At 66.8% G+C, this 17,547-nt stretch carries 14 protein-coding genes and 3 pseudogenes; 10 read left to right on the top strand and 7 right to left on the bottom strand.

Going from position 1 to position 17,547, the window contains the following annotated elements; translation table 11 throughout:
* Positions 1-266: 266 nt before the first annotated feature.
* Complete coding sequence (locus W7U_RS01300; protein ID WP_080587981.1) at positions 267-587, top strand: chorismate mutase; 321 nt, start codon at positions 267-269, stop codon at positions 585-587.
* Positions 588-753: 166 nt separating this feature from the next.
* Positions 754-2,418 (top strand): glucose-6-phosphate isomerase, encoded by a 1,665-nt coding sequence (pgi, locus tag W7U_RS01295; protein ID WP_008253999.1) that lies wholly within the window; start codon positions 754-756, stop codon positions 2,416-2,418.
* Positions 2,419-2,425: 7 nt separating this feature from the next.
* Here the strand turns inward: pgi and W7U_RS01290 are convergent, their stop codons facing one another.
* The 4 genes and pseudogenes from W7U_RS01290 to cobF form a co-directional block, all read right to left on the bottom strand.
* Positions 2,426-3,175: an SDR family oxidoreductase gene (locus W7U_RS01290; protein WP_008253997.1), complete on the bottom strand. Its 750-nt coding sequence runs from the start codon at positions 3,173-3,175 to the stop codon at positions 2,426-2,428.
* Positions 3,176-3,216: 41 nt separating this feature from the next.
* Positions 3,217-3,684 (bottom strand): zinc finger domain-containing protein, encoded by a 468-nt coding sequence (locus W7U_RS26645; RefSeq protein ID WP_232065649.1) that lies wholly within the window; start codon positions 3,682-3,684, stop codon positions 3,217-3,219.
* 153 nt (positions 3,685-3,837) lie between these two features.
* A pseudogene (locus tag W7U_RS26880) lies at positions 3,838-4,080 on the bottom strand (DNA-formamidopyrimidine glycosylase family protein); the annotation flags it as partial.
* A 4-nt stretch (positions 4,081-4,084) separates the two neighbouring features.
* Positions 4,085-4,828 carry a precorrin-6A synthase (deacetylating) gene (gene cobF / locus W7U_RS01280; protein WP_008253994.1) on the bottom strand — a complete coding sequence of 248 codons (744 nt, stop codon included), beginning with the start codon at positions 4,826-4,828 and terminating at the stop codon, positions 4,085-4,087.
* A gap of 126 nt (positions 4,829-4,954) precedes the next feature.
* Between cobF and W7U_RS01275 the strand changes: the two genes are divergently transcribed.
* From W7U_RS01275 to W7U_RS01260, 4 genes are all read left to right on the top strand, one after another.
* A complete protein-coding gene (locus W7U_RS01275; RefSeq protein ID WP_008253992.1) occupies positions 4,955-5,860 on the top strand; it encodes a diiron oxygenase in 906 nt (301 codons plus the stop codon).
* A gap of 254 nt (positions 5,861-6,114) precedes the next feature.
* On the top strand, positions 6,115-7,092 hold the full coding sequence (locus W7U_RS01270; RefSeq protein ID WP_232525873.1) for a DUF4873 domain-containing protein: 978 nt from the start codon (positions 6,115-6,117) through the stop codon (positions 7,090-7,092).
* Between the two features lie 380 nt (positions 7,093-7,472).
* The gene (locus tag W7U_RS01265) at positions 7,473-8,237 is read left to right on the top strand and encodes an STAS domain-containing protein (RefSeq protein WP_008253988.1); all 765 of its coding nucleotides are present in this window, start codon (positions 7,473-7,475) and stop codon (positions 8,235-8,237) included.
* Between the two features lie 99 nt (positions 8,238-8,336).
* Positions 8,337-9,203, top strand: coding sequence for an LLM class flavin-dependent oxidoreductase (locus tag W7U_RS01260; protein ID WP_008253985.1), 867 nt, complete (start codon positions 8,337-8,339; stop codon positions 9,201-9,203).
* 3 nt (positions 9,204-9,206) lie between these two features.
* On the opposite strand, the gene W7U_RS01255 is transcribed toward W7U_RS01260, so the two are convergent.
* Positions 9,207-10,004 (bottom strand): enoyl-CoA hydratase/isomerase family protein, encoded by a 798-nt coding sequence (locus tag W7U_RS01255; protein ID WP_008253983.1) that lies wholly within the window; start codon positions 10,002-10,004, stop codon positions 9,207-9,209.
* 71 nt (positions 10,005-10,075) lie between these two features.
* Here W7U_RS01255 and W7U_RS01250 point away from each other — a divergent pair, with 71 nt between their 5' ends.
* Complete coding sequence (locus tag W7U_RS01250) at positions 10,076-10,993, top strand: class I SAM-dependent methyltransferase (protein ID WP_008253980.1); 918 nt, start codon at positions 10,076-10,078, stop codon at positions 10,991-10,993.
* A 4-nt stretch (positions 10,994-10,997) separates the two neighbouring features.
* Here W7U_RS01250 and W7U_RS01245 read toward each other — a convergent pair whose 3' ends face one another.
* Both W7U_RS01245 and W7U_RS01240 read right to left on the bottom strand, forming a co-directional pair.
* The gene (locus tag W7U_RS01245) at positions 10,998-12,950 is read right to left on the bottom strand and encodes a fumarylacetoacetate hydrolase family protein (protein ID WP_008253979.1); all 1,953 of its coding nucleotides are present in this window, start codon (positions 12,948-12,950) and stop codon (positions 10,998-11,000) included.
* Positions 12,947-15,214 carry an ATP-dependent DNA ligase gene (locus W7U_RS01240; RefSeq protein ID WP_008253977.1) on the bottom strand — a complete coding sequence of 756 codons (2,268 nt, stop codon included), beginning with the start codon at positions 15,212-15,214 and terminating at the stop codon, positions 12,947-12,949. Before W7U_RS01240 ends, W7U_RS01245 begins: the two co-directional genes overlap by 4 nt.
* 11 nt (positions 15,215-15,225) lie before the next feature.
* Here W7U_RS01240 and W7U_RS01235 point away from each other — a divergent pair.
* The 3 genes and pseudogenes from W7U_RS01235 to W7U_RS01225 form a co-directional block, all read left to right on the top strand.
* Positions 15,226-15,768 (top strand): annotated as a pseudogene (locus W7U_RS01235) (PfkB family carbohydrate kinase); the annotation flags it as partial.
* A 94-nt stretch (positions 15,769-15,862) separates the two neighbouring features.
* Entirely contained in the window at positions 15,863-17,101 is a 1,239-nt protein-coding gene (locus W7U_RS01230; protein ID WP_036428539.1) for a DDE-type integrase/transposase/recombinase, read from the top strand.
* Between the two features lie 10 nt (positions 17,102-17,111).
* A pseudogene (locus W7U_RS01225) lies at positions 17,112-17,515 on the top strand (PfkB family carbohydrate kinase); the annotation flags it as partial.
* Positions 17,516-17,547: the final 32 nt, after the last annotated feature.

Genomic DNA, 17,547 nt, shown 5'->3' with positions numbered 1-17,547 from the left:
TCGACCCCGTTCTCGTGCCGGTGCCGTAATTGCACCCAAGTCCAAAAAGCGCAGCTTAAACATGTTTTTTTGCGCGCCCACCGTTTTTAATGGCACACTCATTTCGTGCTCAATGTGCAGTGTCGACGACGCTCCTCGACCCCGGAGTGGCGCCGCCGATTTCCCTACGGGTGCCGGTCCGCGGTGCCCGTGGTCTAACTGCTTCCGCAGAGCCCCGGACCCGCCTTCGGCGCCCGGGGCTCGTCTTCAGTGAGGCCCGATGCTGCATGAGTCCAGAACCCACACATCACGACGAAGGCGCGGAGGCAACAGGGATGAACATCGAGACGGTGGAGACCCAAGGGGCCACCGACATCGACGACCTACGTCTCGAGATCGATCGGCTGGACGCCGAGATCCTCGCCGCGGTCAAACGGCGCACCGAGGTATCACAAGCGATCGGCAAGGCCCGGATGGCCTCCGGCGGGACGCGACTTGTCCACAGCCGCGAGATGAAGGTCATCGAGCGCTACAGCGAGCTCGGCCCCGACGGCAAGGACCTGGCGATACTGTTGCTGCGGCTGGGCAGGGGCCGGCTCGGTCACTGAGCCCGGCGCTCGCCCCCACATCTGGCTCCTTCACGTCAGAGCCCATAGGGTCGAAGCATGACGGCCCGCGTCGGCGACGATGCAGAGCGAAGCGATGAAGAGGAGCGACGCCATTGACCCGCGTCGGCGACGATGCAGAGCGAAGCGATGAAGAGGAGCGACGCCAATGACTTCCCTGCACACCCTCCCCGACATCACCGCCACCCCCGTGTGGGACGCCCTCCGCAGGCACCATGAACGCATCGGCGCCACCCATCTGCGCCAGTTCTTCGACGAGGACCCCGACCGCGGCCGCGAGCTGACCGTCTCGGTCGGCGACCTCTACATCGACTACAGCAAGCATCGGATCACGCGAGAAACGCTGCGGCTCTTGGTCGATCTGGCCCGCACCGCCAACCTCGAACAGCGCCGCGACCAGATGTTCGCCGGTGTCCACATCAACACCTCGGAGGATCGGGCGGTGCTGCACACCGCGCTGCGGCTACCCCGGGACGCCGAACTGACCGTCGACGGTCAAAACGTCGTCGAGGACGTGCATGCCGTGCTGGACCGGATGGGCGACTTCACCGACCGGTTGCGCAGCGGTGAATGGACCGGAGCGACCGGCAAACGGATCAGCACCGTGGTCAACATCGGCATCGGCGGATCGGACCTCGGCCCGGTGATGGTCTACCAGGCCCTGCGCCACTACGCGGATGCGGGCATCTCGGCGCGCTTCGTCTCCAACGTCGACCCCGCCGACCTGATCGCCACCCTGGCCGACTTGGACCCCGCCACAACGCTTTTCATTGTGGCATCGAAGACGTTCTCGACTCTGGAAACCCTGACCAACGCCACCGCAGCGCGCCGCTGGGTCACCGACGCCCTCGGCGACGCCGCGGTGGCCCAGCACTTTGTGGCCGTCTCCACCAACAAGCGCCTCGTCGACGACTTCGGGATCAACACCGACAACATGTTCGGGTTCTGGGATTGGGTCGGCGGCCGCTACTCGGTGGATTCGGCGATCGGCCTGTCGGTGATGGCCGCCATCGGCCGGGAAGCGTTCGCGGACTTCCTGTCCGGATTCCACATCGTCGACCGGCATTTCAAGACCGCCCCGCTGGAGTCCAATGCTCCTGTGCTACTTGGCCTTATCGGCCTGTGGTATTCCAACTTCATGGGCGCGCAGTCGCGCGCGGTGCTGCCGTACTCCAACGACTTGGCGCGGTTCGCGGCCTACCTGCAGCAGCTGACCATGGAGTCCAACGGCAAGTCGACCCGCGCGGACGGCAGCCCGGTCACCACCGACACCGGTGAAATCTTTTGGGGCGAACCGGGAACCAACGGCCAGCACGCTTTCTATCAGTTGCTGCATCAGGGCACCCGGTTGGTGCCGGCCGACTTCATCGGTTTCAGCCAACCCATCGACGACCTGCCCACCGCCGAGGGCGACGGCAGCATGCACGACCTGTTGATGAGCAACTTCTTCGCGCAGACCCAGGTGCTGGCCTTCGGCAAGACCGCCGAGGAGATCGCCGCCGAAGGCACGCCCGCCGATATCGTGCCGCACAAGGTGATGCCGGGGAACCGGCCGTCGACCTCGATCCTGGCCGACCGGCTCACCCCGTCGGTGCTGGGCCAGCTGATCGCGCTCTACGAGCATCAGGTTTTCACCGAGGGCGTCATCTGGGGAATCGACTCGTTCGACCAGTGGGGCGTGGAGCTGGGCAAAACTCAGGCCAAAGCCCTGCTGCCGGTGCTCACCGCGGACGCCTCCCCGGCGCCGCAATCGGACAGCTCGACCGATGCCCTGGTCCGCCGCTACCGCAGCGAACGAGGCCGGACCAGCTGATCGGTCCTCAGGCGAACATCTTGGTCAGCTGAGGCGGCAGCACCCGCATCAGCTGCACCAGCGGCGCCCACGGCCACCACGGCACCGCCGCCCGCCCGGGCTCCCGCTCCATGGCGGCGACGAGCGCGTTGACGCCAGTTTCGTTGTCCACCATCAACATTGTGCTGTTCGACTTGGCCGTCATCTCCGACTCGATGTAGCCGGGTTCGATGACCGACACCTTGACGGGCCCCTTGGCGTATTCGGCGCGCAACGATTCGCCCAGCGAGCTCAGGCCGGCCTTGCTGGCCGCGTACGCGGCCTTGACGCCCGGCACGCCCTTGTTGCCGAGCACCGACGAAATCAGCACCAGGTGGCCCGAACCGTTCTTGTTGAACATCTCCAGCGCGGTCTCGATCTGCACCAGCGCGGCCACCAGGTTGGTCTCGAGGGTCGCCTTGTTGGCCCACAGCTTGCCGGAGCCGAGTTTGGCGCCCTTGCCGATGCCGGCGTTGACGATGATGCGGTCGATGCCGCCCAGCTCGTCGCTGAGTTCGGCGAACACTTTGGGGACGGCCTCGTGGTCGTTGACGTCCAGCGCGGCGACGGCGATCGTCACGCCCGGATACTTCTGCGTCAGCTCGGCTTTGAGCTCCTCGAGCCGGTCGGTGCGACGCGCGCACAGGGCGAGGTCGCGGCCCTTGGCGGCGAAGGCGCGCGCCATGCCGGCGCCCAGCCCGGAGCTGGCGCCGGTGATGAGGATCTTCTGGCGAGTCATCGGGGCAGCATATCGACAGGTGTCAAGTCCCGGACGGGCGACTACTTCAGCAAACGCGACATCCGCCGGTCGGCCAGGACCTTGCCTCCGGTCTGACACGTCGGACAATATTGAAAAGACTTGTCCGCGAACGACACTTCACGCACGGTGTCCCCGCACACCGGGCAGGGCAGGCCCGTGCGGGCGTGCACGCGCAATCCGGAGCGCTTCTCGCCCTTGAGCGTGGCCGCGCCCTGGCCGACGGATCGGCTCACCGCGTCGGTGAGCACGGTGATCATGGCGTCGTGCAGCGCGGCGAGCTGCTTCTCGGACAGCTTGCCGGCGGTGGCGAACGGCGAGATCTTCGCGACGTGCAAGATCTCGTCGCTGTAGGCGTTGCCGATACCGGCGATCACCTTCTGGTCGGTGATGACGGTCTTGATCCGCCCGGTGTTGCCCGCCAGAATGCGGGCCAGGTCGTCGGGGCCGAGGTCCAGCGCGTCCGGCCCGAGGGAGGCGATCTGTGGGATCTGCTGCGGGTCGCTTACCAGCCACACCGCCAGCCGCTTCTGGGTGCCGGCCTCGGTGAGGTCGAAGCCGGGCGCCTCACCGGGCGTGCCCAGGTGCACGCGCAGCGCGATCGGGCCCTTGCCGGGGCGCAGCGGCGCCGCGGCCAGCTTGTCGGACCACCGCAACCAGCCCGCCCGGGACAAGTGGGCGACCAGGTAGAGGTCGTCCGTCCGCAGCCCCAGGTATTTGCCCCAGCGGTCGGCGCCGACCACGGTCTGGCCGTGCAGCGCGTTGATCGGCGGGTCGAAGGTCTTCAGGACGGACAGGGCGGCGATGTCGACACGGCCGACCGTCAGGCCCACGGCGTTGCGCCGTAGATGATCGGCCAGCGCTTCGATCTCGGGCAGTTCGGGCACGGTTTCAGTCTGCCGGTCGGAGCAAATAGGTGTCCATGATCCAGCCGTGCCGGGCGCGCGCCTCGGCCCGCTGCGAAACGATGCGGGGTCCCACTTCGCCGACCGTGCCGGCGATGAGCAGTTCGTCGTCGGTGCCCAGGTAGGCGCCCCACCAGATGCGGGTGTTAGGCGGGCACGTCTGGAACGAGCAGTCCGCGTCGAGCATCACGACCGCATCGCCGGCCAATCCGTGCGCGCGCAGCTGCCGGCCGGTGGTGATCAGGACGGGTTCGCCGACCCCGTTGAGCGGGATGCGATGCCGGGCGGTCAGCGCCTGGATGGCGGTGATGCCGGGGATCACGTCGAACGTGAAATCGACCTGCGCGGCAACAGCGTCGAGGATGCGCAAGGTGCTGTCGTAGAGCGACGGGTCGCCCCAGGCCAAGAATGCGCCGACGCCGTGCGGACCCAGCTCGGCCGAGATGGCGTCGGCCCAGATCTGCGCGCGCGCGGCATGCCACTCCGCGACGGCGTCGCGGTACTCGGCGTGATCTGCGCGCCTGGGGTCGGCCAGCTCGACGAACCGGTAGCCCGGTTCGCGGATGAACCGGGCGCAGATCTCGCGTCGCAGCGCCACCAGGTCGCTTTTCTGGTCGCCCTTGTCCATCGCGAAAAACACCTGCGTGTCGTTGAGCGCCTCGATCGCTTGCACGGTCACATAGTCGGGATCGCCGGCGCCAATGCCGATGACGTGGATGTGCCGGCCCAATGAACCCTCCTGACTCGCGTCGCTGCTCAACCACATTGCCGAATCGATACCGAATAGGCCTAGTCGGGACCTGAAGTACCCAGTACCATGGGTACCGTCTAAGCACCCAATGGAGGGACGCCAGGGATGACCACGTCGCTGAAGCCAGGTGGGCCGAGCCGTGAAGAGTTCTCCGAGCGCTTGCTGAAGGGCTCGGTCAAAAAGTCCTATGAGCCCGTCGTCGACATCGACTGGGACGCTCCGCTCGACCCGGACAAGTTCTATCTGCCGCCGCGGTTGGTGTCGCTGTACGGCACCCCGATGTGGGACGAGATGACCCGCGAACAGCAGATCGAGTTGTCCCGCCAGGAACTGGTCAACACCCTCTCGGCCGGGATCTGGTTCGAGAACATGCTCAACCAGTCGTTGCTGCGCACGATCCTGCACGAAGACCCGACCAGTAACTCGACGCATTACAAGCTGACCGAACTGGGCGACGAGACACGTCACATGGTCATGTTCGGCAAGGCCATCGAGCGCGTCGGCGCAAAACCGGTGCGCCCCCGGATGTTTCACCGGATGATCATCAACATGCTTCCGCTGGCGTTTCAGCGCGGGTCGATGCTGTGGGTGGCCGCCCTGATCGGCGAGGAGATCTTCGACTCGCTGCAGCGACAGATGATGGACGACCCCGAGCTGCAGCCAATCATTCAGCGGCTCATGCGTATTCACGTGACCGAAGAGGCGCGTCACATCCAATTCGCGCGCGATGGCGCGCGCAAACGCGTCGCCGAAATGCCCCGGTTCAACCGCTGGTTCATGGCCAACATCAACGGGCTGGGCGGCTACTTCTTCAACTATCTGTTCAGCAACCCGGTCCCTTATGCGCGAACGGGTCTCGACCCGCAGCGGGCCCGAAAGACCGCGCGCACCAGCCCGCATCGCCGTGACGTTCAGGTCGCCGGCTTCGCTCCACTGGCGGCGTTTCTCACCGAGGTAGGCCTGATGGGCCGCTTCGCGCGCCGCGGCTGGAAGCGCAGCAGGTTTCTGTGACGGCTTCGCGTCCCGGCGGCGAATCACGTTGCCACACGGCCATTGTCGGCGCGGGGGTCGGCGGTCAGAGCGCCTGTGATGCGTTGTCGGGCGCCGGCTTCACCGACCTGGTCCTGCTCGACCGGCCCGGCCAGGGCGTCCTCCGGTCGCGGTTCGACGACGCCTCCGACACTTGGCTGTTGACCACGGCCCGTGGCGAGATCGTGCGGGCCGATGTCGTCGTCGCCGCGGGTGAAGACGTCTACGTTCCCTGGGTGCCGCACCTTGCCGGGCGTGACGAGTTTCGCGGCGAGTCGTTTCACGCGGCGGCGTGGGAGCCGGCGTTTGACCCGTCCGGCAAGCGCATCGCGGTCATCGGCACCGATGCCGCTGCCGGCTACCACCTCGGCCGGCTGGTCGAAGCCGCGGCATCCGTCACCGTCTTTGCCCGCGCACCCCGCCGTGTGGTCACCGAGGTACCGCTGTGGTCTACCCGCGTCGCGCGCTGGCTGCGCCGCCACACCCGCCCGAGCGCGTCGCGGCCGTCGGTGGTGATCGCTTCGTCGGCGGTCGAGACGGTGACCCCGTTGGGGGTGCGCACCGGCGATGGTGTCCACCACAGCGTCGACGCCATCGTCTACGGCACCGGATTCTCGATCGCCGATCACGTCGCCGACGAGACGCTGACCGGCGCGGGAGGGCTGCGGATCCGAGAGGCCTGGCACGACGGCATGGAGCCGTTTTGCGGGGTGGCGGTGCGCGGGTTCCCCAACTACTTCTTCATCACCGGTCCCGACCCGGACGCGCAAGCCCGCTACATCGTGGAGTGCCTGAAGCTCATGCAGCGCACCGGCAGCCGCCGCATCGAGGTGCGCGCCAGCAGCCAGCATGTCTTCAACGAACGCGCCCAGCTGCGACCGATCGAGCCGCCACCGGCGGCGTCCGCCTTCGACCTATCGGCCAGCGCGCCTGCCGGCGACGACGCCTACGACGGCACCGCCATGCTGGAGATCGCCGGAAGCCGTCATCCGGTACGGGTCCGGCTCACCGGCCATCTGGACCCGATCGACGGTCGCTACCACTGGCAGGGAACCGTGTTCGGTTCGCCGTCCGACGACCTCAAGCAGGCGCGGACGGCCACGCTGACGGTGGGTGAGCGCAGTGCGCCGGCGCGCATCGTCGAACGGACACCCTGGGGCACGCACTCGGTTGCGGGCGTGGGCGCTCCCCCCTACGCGCTGAGCATTGGGTGAACGGGCACCGCGGCTGCTGACGGAGGCCAGCGCATTTCTGCAGGAAACGACCTGTTTTCAGGCCATACCAGAAAGTTTGGCCGCGCCCCCTATGTGGTAATCCCGTGGAACAGCGCGTGTTGGGCAATGAACTCCATTGTGCGTGCGGGGCGGTGCGGATCGACGCCGCGACGGGCACGGAGGGGGGCGCATGATTCATTCGATGCGGGGCTGCGGCATGAGTCCGGGGGGATCGGGATCGCGGCCTGCCGCTTTTCGGTGCAACGAAGCGAGCTCGCCGCGAACTAGACTTTTGCCGCTGAGGGCGGATACTCAAGCAGTCGGCCCGGCAGAACACACAAGGAGCGGGAAATGAAACCGGACGTCCCGATCGAGCTGGGATGAGCCCGGTGGCTGAGTCGGCCAGCTCACTGGCCGTCGCGACGCGAACGGATGATTCGATCGCCGTTCTGACCGTCGACGGCGTGCTTGACGCCGCCAATTCCACCGCACTGCGCGACCGCCTCATCAAGGCGACATCCGACGCGGCTTCCGCCGTCATCCTCGACGTCTCCGGCCTCAAGCTGAACGCCGAACCGGCATGGTCGACCTTTATGGGCGCCTACTGGCAGATCGGCAGCGCGGCCCACGTTCCGATCGTCTTCGTCTGCAGCAATCGGGCGACCCGCGAGGCGATTACGCGCAGCGGGATCGCGCACTTCATGCCGGTGTATTCGAGCCAGAAGGCGGCGATGAAGTCACTCGGGCAGAACGGCCGTCGTGCCGTGCGGCGCGCCGACGCGCAGCTGCCCGCCGACCTGACCAGCCTGCGCGAGTCGCGGCGGCTGGTCCGCGAGTGGCTCACCACGTGGTCGCAGGCCAAGCTCATCCCCGTCGCGTTGGTGGTCGTCAACGTGTTCGTGGAGAACGTGCTGGAACACACCGCCGGCGTCCCGGTGATGCGGCTCGAGGCGCAGGGCACCACGGCGACCATCGCGGTCTCCGATGCCAGCAACACGCCCGCCGTGCGGCTTCCGTCGCCGGCGAAGGGCATCGACGTCTCCGGCCTGGCGATCGTCGACGCGTTGTCCCGCACGTGGGGCAGCACGCCGACGGGGTCCGGCAAGACGGTGTGGGCGGTCATCGGCCCCGAGAACCAGCTCTGACTCGTTCCAACCAGTTCTAGCCACACCCATCTGGCGGTTGTGCTGAAACTAGAACACGTTCTAATGTCGTGGGACGACCCCTTCAGGAAGGCAGATGACGTGCGGTTTACCTACGCAGAGGCGATGACTGACTTTCGGTTCTACGTCCCGCTGGCCAAGGCGGCCGAGGCGGCCGGCTACGACGCCATGACGATCGCCGACAGCATCGCCTACCCGTTCGAATCCGACTCGAAGTACCCCTACACCCCGGACGGCAACCGCGAGTTCCTGGACGGTAAGGAGTTCATCGAAACCTTCGTGCTGACATCGGCATTGGGGGCGGTCACCTCGAAGCTGCGGTTCAATTTCTTCGTCCTCAAGCTGCCCATCCGGCCACCGGCGTTGGTGGCCAAGCAAATTGGGTCGCTCGCCGCGATGACCGACAATCGGGTGGGTTTCGGTGTGGGCACCAGCCCGTGGCCCGAGGACTACGAACTGCTGGGAGTCCCGTTCGCCAAGCGCGGCAAGCGGATGGACGAATGCATCGAGATCATCCAGGGTCTCACCTCCGGTGAGTACTTCGAATTTCACGGCGAGTTCTACGACATTCCCAAGACCAAGATGACGCCCGCGCCCACCAAGCCCGTCCCGATCCTGATCGGCGGTCACGCCGACGCGGCGCTGCGGCGCGCGGCCCGCCTGGACGGCTGGATGCACGGCGGCGGTGACCCCGAAGAACTCGACCAGCTGCTCGCCAAGCTCAAGCGTTTCCGCGAAGAAGCCGGCAAGACCGGGCCTTTCGAGATCCACGTCATCTCCGCCGACGCCTACACCCCCGACGGCATCAAGCGGCTTGAGGACAAGGGCGTCACCGACGTCATCGTCGGCTTCCGCATCCCCTACATCAAGGGCAAGGACACCGAGCCGCTGGAGAACAAGATCCGCAACCTGGAGATGTTCGCCGAGAACGTGATCGCGAAGACCTGACTCTCACAGCGGATCCCACCTGGGCGCGCGCTTCTCCTGGTGAGCCTTAGCGGCCTCAACCGGGTTGTTGGTGAAACCGCTGAGGACCTGGGTGCGGTTCTCGATCTCGATGGCATGGCGGAGGCTGGGCGCGTCCAGCGCGGCATTGAGCCCAATCTTGGTCTGCCACACGCCATAAGCGTTGTTCTCGGCGATCGAGCGGGCTAGCCTCAGCGCGGCGGGCATCAGGTCGTCGGGCGCGACCACCTCATGCACCAGCTTGATGCGATAGGCCTCGGCCGCGTCGATGATGCGGCCGGTGAGCATGAGTTCGCGTGCCACGCCGGCGCCGACGATCTTCGGCAGCAGGTAGCTGGTGCCCATGTCCATCGACGAGAAGCCGGCCTTGATGAACACCGAACCGAACCGGGCCTGATCCGAGGCGACCCGGATGTCGCTGACCAACGTGAACGCCAGGCCGCCCCCGACGGCGACACCGTTGACCGCCGCGATCACCGGGATGTCCAGCTCGTAGATCCGGGTGTACAGGTTGGCCAGCCGGACCTGAGCGTCGTAGGTGACCTTGAACGCCGGGGTGGTCGGCTTGTTCTGCGTCCACGGCTGCCCGGTGCCGCTCAAATCCGCACCGGCGCAAAATCCCCGCCCGGCACCCGTCAGGATCGCCACCCTGAACTCGCCCGCGCTGAGCGCGTCCAACGCGTCGTCGACGCCGTCGATCAACGACCCATCGATCGCGTTGAGGCGTTCGGGCCGGTTCAGGGTGATGCAGGCGATGTTGTCCTCGAGGGTTTCCAGGTTCACTGAAGGCATACCGAGACCGTAGGCGACCGATCGGGCATACCGTGGTTGGGCCACACATCGAAGGAGCAGCCATGGCACGAAGCGAGGGCGACACCTGGGACCTGGCCAACAGCGTGGGCGCCACCGCCACCATGGTGGCCGCGGCCCGGGCGGCCGCCACCAGGCGGCCGCAACCGGTCATCACCGATGAATTCGCCGAGCCGCTGGTGCGCGCCGCCGGCCTGGACCTGTTCACCAAGCTGGCGACCGGCGAACTCGATTCCTCCGACATCGAAGAGGGGGTCGGGTTTTCGCGGTTCGTCGACACCTTCGCCGCCCGGGCGCTGTTTTACGACGACTATTTCGCCGCGGCCGGGCAGGCCGGCCTGCGCCAGGTCGTGATCGTGGCGTCGGGGCTGGATTCCCGCGCCTACCGGCTGCCGTGGCCCGCGGGGACCACGGTGTACGAGATCGATCAGCCGGAGGTGATCGCGTTCAAGACCGCCACGCTGGCCGAGATCGGCGCGGCCCCAACCGCCGAGCTGCGCACCGTGGGTGTCGATCTGCGCGAGGATTGGCCGGCGGCCCTGCAGGCGTCGGGCTTTGACCCGAGCAAGCCGACGGCGTGGCTGGCCGAGGGAGTGCTGATCGGATTCCTTCCGCCCGACGCCGAGGTGCGGCTGCTGGATGCCATCATTCCGCTGTCCAGCGAGGGCAGCCGGTTCGCCGCCGATTTCGGGGCCGTGGCCGGCACGTCGCCGGAGGCGCTGGAGAAATCCCGGCTCATGGCCGAGGGGTGGCGACGGCAGGGGCTCGACCTGGACATCACCGCGTTGACCTATCCGGGGGAGCACACCGACGTGGCCGCGCATCTGCGGGCCAACGGATGGGAGACCACCGAATTCCGGCTCTCCGACCTGTTTTCGGCGGCGGGCCTGCCGGACTTGGGGGAAGCCGAGCACCAGGCGCCCGCCGCCACGATCAGCTTGGTCCGCGCGGTGCGGACCTGAAGCGTCACACAGCCCGTTTGGCCAGCCACTCAGCCTGCATCACGAGCAGGCCCATGACCTCCAATTGCGGTGTCTGCGGGTCGAGTTCGCGGTAGCGCTGATAGACGTTGACGACGACGCGCTCGGCGTCCAGCCAGGACGCGTACTCACCGAGATCAATGGTGTCGGCGGCCTCCGCCCACGACAGCCCCTTGTGGTAGGCGGCCTCGGCCTGTTCGGCGACATGCATGAGATAGCCACGCACAGCACGGATCCCATCCGGATCGGTGACCGGGCCGTGGCCGGGTACCACCGTCGGCGCGTCCAGCGCGATCATCGCGTCACAGGCGGCGACCCAGTTGGCGATCGGGCCGGCCCACACGATGGGCGTGCAGCCGATGAACAACAGGTCGCCGCCGAACAACACCCCCGCGTCCGGTACATGCACCACCGAGTCGGCGGCGGTGTGCGCGGGACCCAGATTCAGCACATCGATGCGCCGCCCACCTACCTCGACGGCAAGGTTGCGCTCGAACGTCTGATCCGCATTGCGCAGCTTGATGTTGCTGAAGTCGAAGTGCCCGAAGCGTTCTCGTGTGTACGGCGTGGCGACCGGCCCGAGGTTGGCGGTCTGCGCCATGGCGAGCATCTCCGGGGCCATCCCATGTTCGATTTCCTCGGCGGTGCCGCGCGCGGCGATGATGCGCACCGAGGGATCGAGCAGTTGGTTGCCGTGTGTGTGGTCCCCGTTGGAGTGCGTGATCACCGCGTCGGTGATCGGCGCGGACGCGGTGAGCGGCCGCATCGCGGTGAGCATTTCGCGGGTCAACGCCAGGTCGAACAAGGTGTCCACCAGCAGCGACGCCCCGTCGCCGGCGATCAGCCCGGCGTTGCTCCATCCGTAGCCGCCGTCGGGCAGGGTCCAGGCCCACACCCGGCCGCCGACCTCGTGCAGCCCGCGGGTGTAGGGCACCCGCGCGCGGGCCGGGTTGACTCGCGGCGGGGCGGGAGCGGCGTCCGGATTCGGCCGCACCGCCAGCGGGTGCGGGGCACCGCTGGCCCGCACGGTTTGCCGGGTCTCTCCCAGCCCTTCGACCTGGAGCGTGACGATGTCGCCGTCGTGCAGCCAGCCCGGAAACGATTCCAGGGCCGCCGGATTGAGGTGCTCGACCAGCGTGCAGGTCGGCACGGTCCCGGAGCCGATGACGTCGCCGGGCGAGAGGGTGACGCCGCGCGAGGCATAGGAGATGACCTCGCCGAAGGTCCAGTCCATCTGGGCGGTCGACCCGGAACCGATGACGACGTCGTTGACCAGGGCGGTGACCCGCAGGTCCAATCTGCCCGGATAGGAGGGGTGGCGATACGGTTCGAGCTCGTCGGGGGTCACCAGGTACGGGCCCAACGTGACCCCGCTGTCTTTGCCCTTGCCTTGCCCGATCCCCAGTTGGCTCTCCATCTGCTGCAGATCGCGGGCGGACCAGTCGTTGAAGATGGTGTAGCCGATGATCGCCTGCTCCGCCTCTTCGACCGTGAGATCTTTGCCCCCGGTCCCGATCACGGCAGCGATCTCCAATTCGAAGTCCTGCCACGCGCTTCCGGGCGCCGTGGGGGCGTCGTCGTACGGACCCAAAACGGTTGCCGGGCAGGCGAAGTAGAAGGCCGGTATGCGGTACCAGGAGTCGCCGAGGGTGCGCCCGGCGCCCAGCGCGGCCTGGCAGTTGCGCATGTGGTCGAGGAAGCACAGGGAATCACGGATGGACGGCGGGCGTGGAATCGGCGCCAGCAATCGCACCTCCGCCAGCGGTGCCACCGCCGCCGGGGATCGCTGCGCATCCTGCCCCGCCTGCCGCAATCCCTCGGAACCGCGGGCGACGAGATCGAGCAGCGTCACGCCCGGTGGCATCGCATAGATCGTGTCGCCCGAGACCACGCCGACGTGTTCTGCGCCCGAAACATCTTGATAGGTAACCCATTTCACTCGCGCACCACCTCACTCGCCTCCTTGTCCGGTCGTAGTCCGCGCCAACTCGATTGGCGTAACCGGTCATCCGGGGTCCACTCGCTGTAGCGCACCTCCCCGACCAGCTCCGGCCGCACATACGTCACGCCGCGCGCTTCGCTCCTGGGAAGCGGTGGGTCAAAGGGGGATTCGTCGGTGTGCAGCGGTGCCAGCGTCTTCTTCAAGTTTGCCAGGTCGCGGTCGGTGAACCCGGTGCCGACGCGCCCGGCGAAGTGCAGTCCGCCCGCGGTTGGGATACCCATCAGCAGTGAGCCGATGCCGCTGCTGCGTCCGCCTTCCCCGGCTTTCCAACCGCCGATGACGACTTCCTGGGTGTTCCAGTGCTTGTCCTTGATCCACGACGACGAGCGGCGGCCCGGCTGATAGGTGGAGTCGCGCTTCTTGGCGATCACCCCCTCCCAACCGCGCTCCGCGGAGTGCTCCAGCGCCTCCCTGCCGTCGCCGGGCAGTAGGTCGGGGACGATGAGCCTGCTGCCGGCGGCCAACATTTCCAGCAGTTTTCGCCGATCCCGGTAGCGGGCCCGCAGCAACGAGCGGCCGTCGAGGTAGAGCAGGTCGAACGCCCAGAATTCGACCCGTGAGCCCCGTCCACGGTTTTGCATCTCGTGAAAGTTGGGCACCCCGGAGGAGTCCAGGACGACGGCCTCCCCGTCGAGCACCACGTGATGGTCGGCGAGATCGTCTGCCAGCCAACGCAGTTCGCGGTATTCCTGGGTGACTTCGCGACCGCGTCGCGACCGCACCCGAAAGGCACCGTGGTCGGCCTCGATCAGAAGCCGGTAACCGTCCCATTTGCCCTCGAACGCCCACTGACCTGCCTTCAGGGCCGTCACCGAACCGTGGGTGGCCAGCATGGGTGCGATGGTGTCGAACTCGAAGACCTTCTGGTCCTTCATCCGATGTGCCAACCACTGGTCGCCATTGGTTTGAATCAGCGCGTAGCGTCCGGAGATCTTGCTGCCGTGCAGGTTGACGATGACCTCGTCGTCAAGGAACTTTTCGGCGTCGTAGGTTCCGGAGTCCCAGATGATCACCTTGCCCGCGCCGTATTCGCCCTTGGGGATGACGCCTTCGAACCCGCCGTATTCCAGCGGATGGTCCTCGGTGTGGACCGCCAGGTGGTTCACCGACGTGGTTTCGGGCAGGTTTTTGGGCACCGCCCAGGACACCAGCACGCCGTCGCGCTCCAGCCGGAAGTCGTAGTGCAGGCGTCGCGCGTGGTGTTCCTGGATGACGAAGGTATTTCCTTGGCCGACAGCGGGTTTCGCCGCCGGAACCGGCTCGGGGGTTTTCGACGCGTCGCGCATGCTGCGGTACTTGGTCAACCGATCCGGCACCGGAGCGTCCTCGTCCAGCTCTGCAAGCAGGTCGCCGTCGCGCGCGACCCGGGACAGCACTTCGTCATACCGCAGCTGGCGCAGCGACGGGTCGTCGAGTTCGTCCCAGGTGCGCGGCGCCGCGACGGTGGGATGTTCGCGTCCGCGCAGGGAATACGGTGCGATGGTCGTCTTGGAGCCGTTGTTCTGGCTCCAGTCCAAAAAGATCTTCCCCGCCCGCAGGCTCTTGGTCATGGTCGACGTGACAAGCTTGGGCATCGTCTTTTCCAGCTGTTGCGCAACGCGTTTGGCTAACACCGTGGCGCCTTTGCTGCTCACCGGCTCGTCGAGCGGCGCATACAGATGCAGTCCCTTGCTGCCGCTGGTGAGCGGGAAGGTTCTCAGCCCGATCCCGGCGATCAGGTCGCGCACGGCGCGCGCCACCTTGGACATCTGCGCCATCGTCACGCCTTCGCCGGGGTCGAGGTCGAACACCAATCGCGTCGCCGGCCCGGGCTTGAGTTCTTCGGCCCGGCTGCGGGTCCACTCGGCGACGAACCGCCACTGCGGAACGTGAACCTCCAACGCCGCCTGTTGGGCGATCCAGGCCAGGCCGGTGGGGTCGTCGATGATCGGATAGGTCGTCGTTCCGGATCGATGGGTCACGCTGGCGCGCGGCAGCCAGTCGGGTGCCGACGCGGCGAGTTGCTTCTCGAAGAAGGATTCCTGTTCGACGCCGTTGGGCCAGCGTTTGCGCGTGGCCGGACGCCCGGCGATGTGCGGGATCATCACCTCGGCGATCCGCGTGTAGTAGTCGAAGATGTCGCTCTTGGTGGTTCCGGTGGCGGGATACAGCACTTTTTCGGCGTTGGTCAGCTTGACCCGTGGCCCCGCCGTCGGACTCATACTCTGAGTCTATGGGCGGCGCGCTGGTCATCGGTGAAGCGCTGATCGACAGGGTCGAACGGCGCGGCGCCGTCGAGCACGTCGGCGGCAGCCCCCTCAACGTCGCGGTCGGGCTGGCCCGGCTGGGTCGTCACGTCGACTTCTTGACCCATATCGCGGACGACGAATCCGGCCAGCGCATCGCCGCGGACCTGAAATCCTCTGGTGTGCAACTCGTTCCGGGAAGTGTCTCGGCCGAACGCACGCCGGCCGCGGTCGCGACGATCGCCGACGACGGCTCGGCCGCTTACACATTCGATCTGCAATGGCGGCTTTCCGGTACGCCCGAGGTGGCACCGCCGCTGCTGGTGCACACCGGGTCGATCGCCGCCGTGCGCGAACCGGGGTGCCTGGCGGTCGCCGCGCTGCTCGAGGCTTACCGCGTCTCGGCCACCGTGAGCTTCGATCCCAACGTGCGACCGTCGCTGATTCCCGACCGTGACGCCGCGCAGGCCCGCATCGCACACCTGGTCGAGCGCAGCGACATCGTCAAGCGCGTTGACTCATCAGAAATGCGCGCGAATGGGTGCTTCGTTGACTCATCAGAAATGCGCGCGTGGACGGCGCGCCTGCCTGATCGGTCAGCAATGACTTCGGTAGGCCCAGGTGATGGGGCTGACATTGGGCGAGCGCAGAGCAGTGACGCAGGCAGCGGCGATCCGTTACCAGCAGGCCGGTAAGCGCGGGAAGAGCCGGATTCTCGATGAGTTGTGTGCCAACACCGGCTGGCATCGCAACCATGCCCGTAAGGCGCTTAAAGCCGCGCTGGTGCCCACGATCGTCGCCGCGCGTCCTGTCCGGCCGGTGACGTATGGACCTGAGGTCATCGCCGCATTGACGGTCTGCTGGACCGTACTCGGAATGCCCGCCGGCAAACGGCTCGCCCCCATGCTCGCAGAGCTGGTGGCCGTGTTGCGTCACTTCCGGGAGCTGGTCATCAGTGATGAGACCGCGGCGTTGTTGGTCTCGATGTCGGCGGCCACCATCGATCGCCGCCTGGCCGATGAGCGAGCCAAATACACGATCAAAGGACGTGTGGGCACCAAGCCGGGATCGCTGCTCAAAAGCCAGATCCCGGTGCGCACCTGGGCCGAATGGGACGACGCTGTGCCCGGCTTCGTCGAGATCGACACGGTCTTCCACGACGGCGGCAACCGCGGTGGAGGCCATGCCTTCACACTGACGGTCACCGACATCGCCACCGGCTGGACCGAGAGCCGCTCACTGCCCGACAGGGCGGCCAAACACGTACTGGCCGCCCTCAATCACATCGCCGCCGCGATGCCGTTCCCGATCGTCGGCGTGGACTGCGACAACGGCTCGGAATTCATCAACGACGACCTGCTGACATGGTGTCAAAACCGCTGCATCACTTTCACCCGGTCACGACCGGGCAACAAGAACGACGGCTGCCACGTCGAGCNGAAAAACTGGGCAGTGGTACGCACAGTGGTCGGCTACTACCGCTACGACACCGCATCAGAACTGTTGCTACTCAACGAAATCTGGCATCTGCAGACGAAGCTGACCAACTACTTCCACCCCCAGCAGAAACTGATCTCCAAAGTCCGCACAGGAGCCAAGGTGTCCCGCAAACACGACAAGGCCCAGACCCCGTTTCACCGCGCGATCAATCACCCGAGCATGGCTGTGGAACGCATTGTCGCGCTCAAGCGGACCCACTCGCTGATCAATCCGGCCGCCACCCAACGCCAGATTCAGGCGTTGACCGCCCAGCTCTTCACCCTGGCCACCAGCAAAGCCCCAGCCGGCACCCCCGCTCCCATCACCAAGCGCGCACGCTCACGTGAGGCAACGAACCACCCTTTCGCGCGCATCTTGACATGAGGCAACAAGCAAGGTCAGTGACGAGGACTTGAAGTGGATCGATCCCGACCGCGAGCCGCAGCGCACGGCCCGGGGTGGCTGGCGTCGGGACCCGCGATCGTCGTCCTGACGCTGGGCGCCCGGGGCGCCGTGGCGTTCTGCGCGGCCGGCGATGTCCGGGTGGCGGCCAGGCCGGTCCGGGTGGTCGACACCGTCGGTGCCGGCGACGCCTTCATGGCCGGTTTGCTCGATGCGCTGTGGGAATTGGGTCTGTTGGGCGCCGACCGCCGCGCCGCCCTGAGCCGGGTCGGGCTCGACGCGCTCACGGCGGCACTACAAGCCGCCAGCCTGGCGTCGGCGGTGACGGTCTCGCGGTCCGGCGCCGACCTCCCCGATCGCGCCGCGCTGCGGGCCCAAGCAAACCGTCGCCGCTAGTGTCTTCGAGCGCGGCCCTTTCGCTCGCGGAT

The sequence above is a fragment of the Mycobacterium sp. H4Y genome (assembly GCF_000364405.1).
Taxonomy (GTDB): domain Bacteria; phylum Actinomycetota; class Actinomycetes; order Mycobacteriales; family Mycobacteriaceae; genus Mycobacterium; species Mycobacterium intracellulare.
The sequence above is the reverse complement of the archived record's forward strand: the minus strand, read 5'-3'. Positions and strand labels throughout refer to the sequence as shown.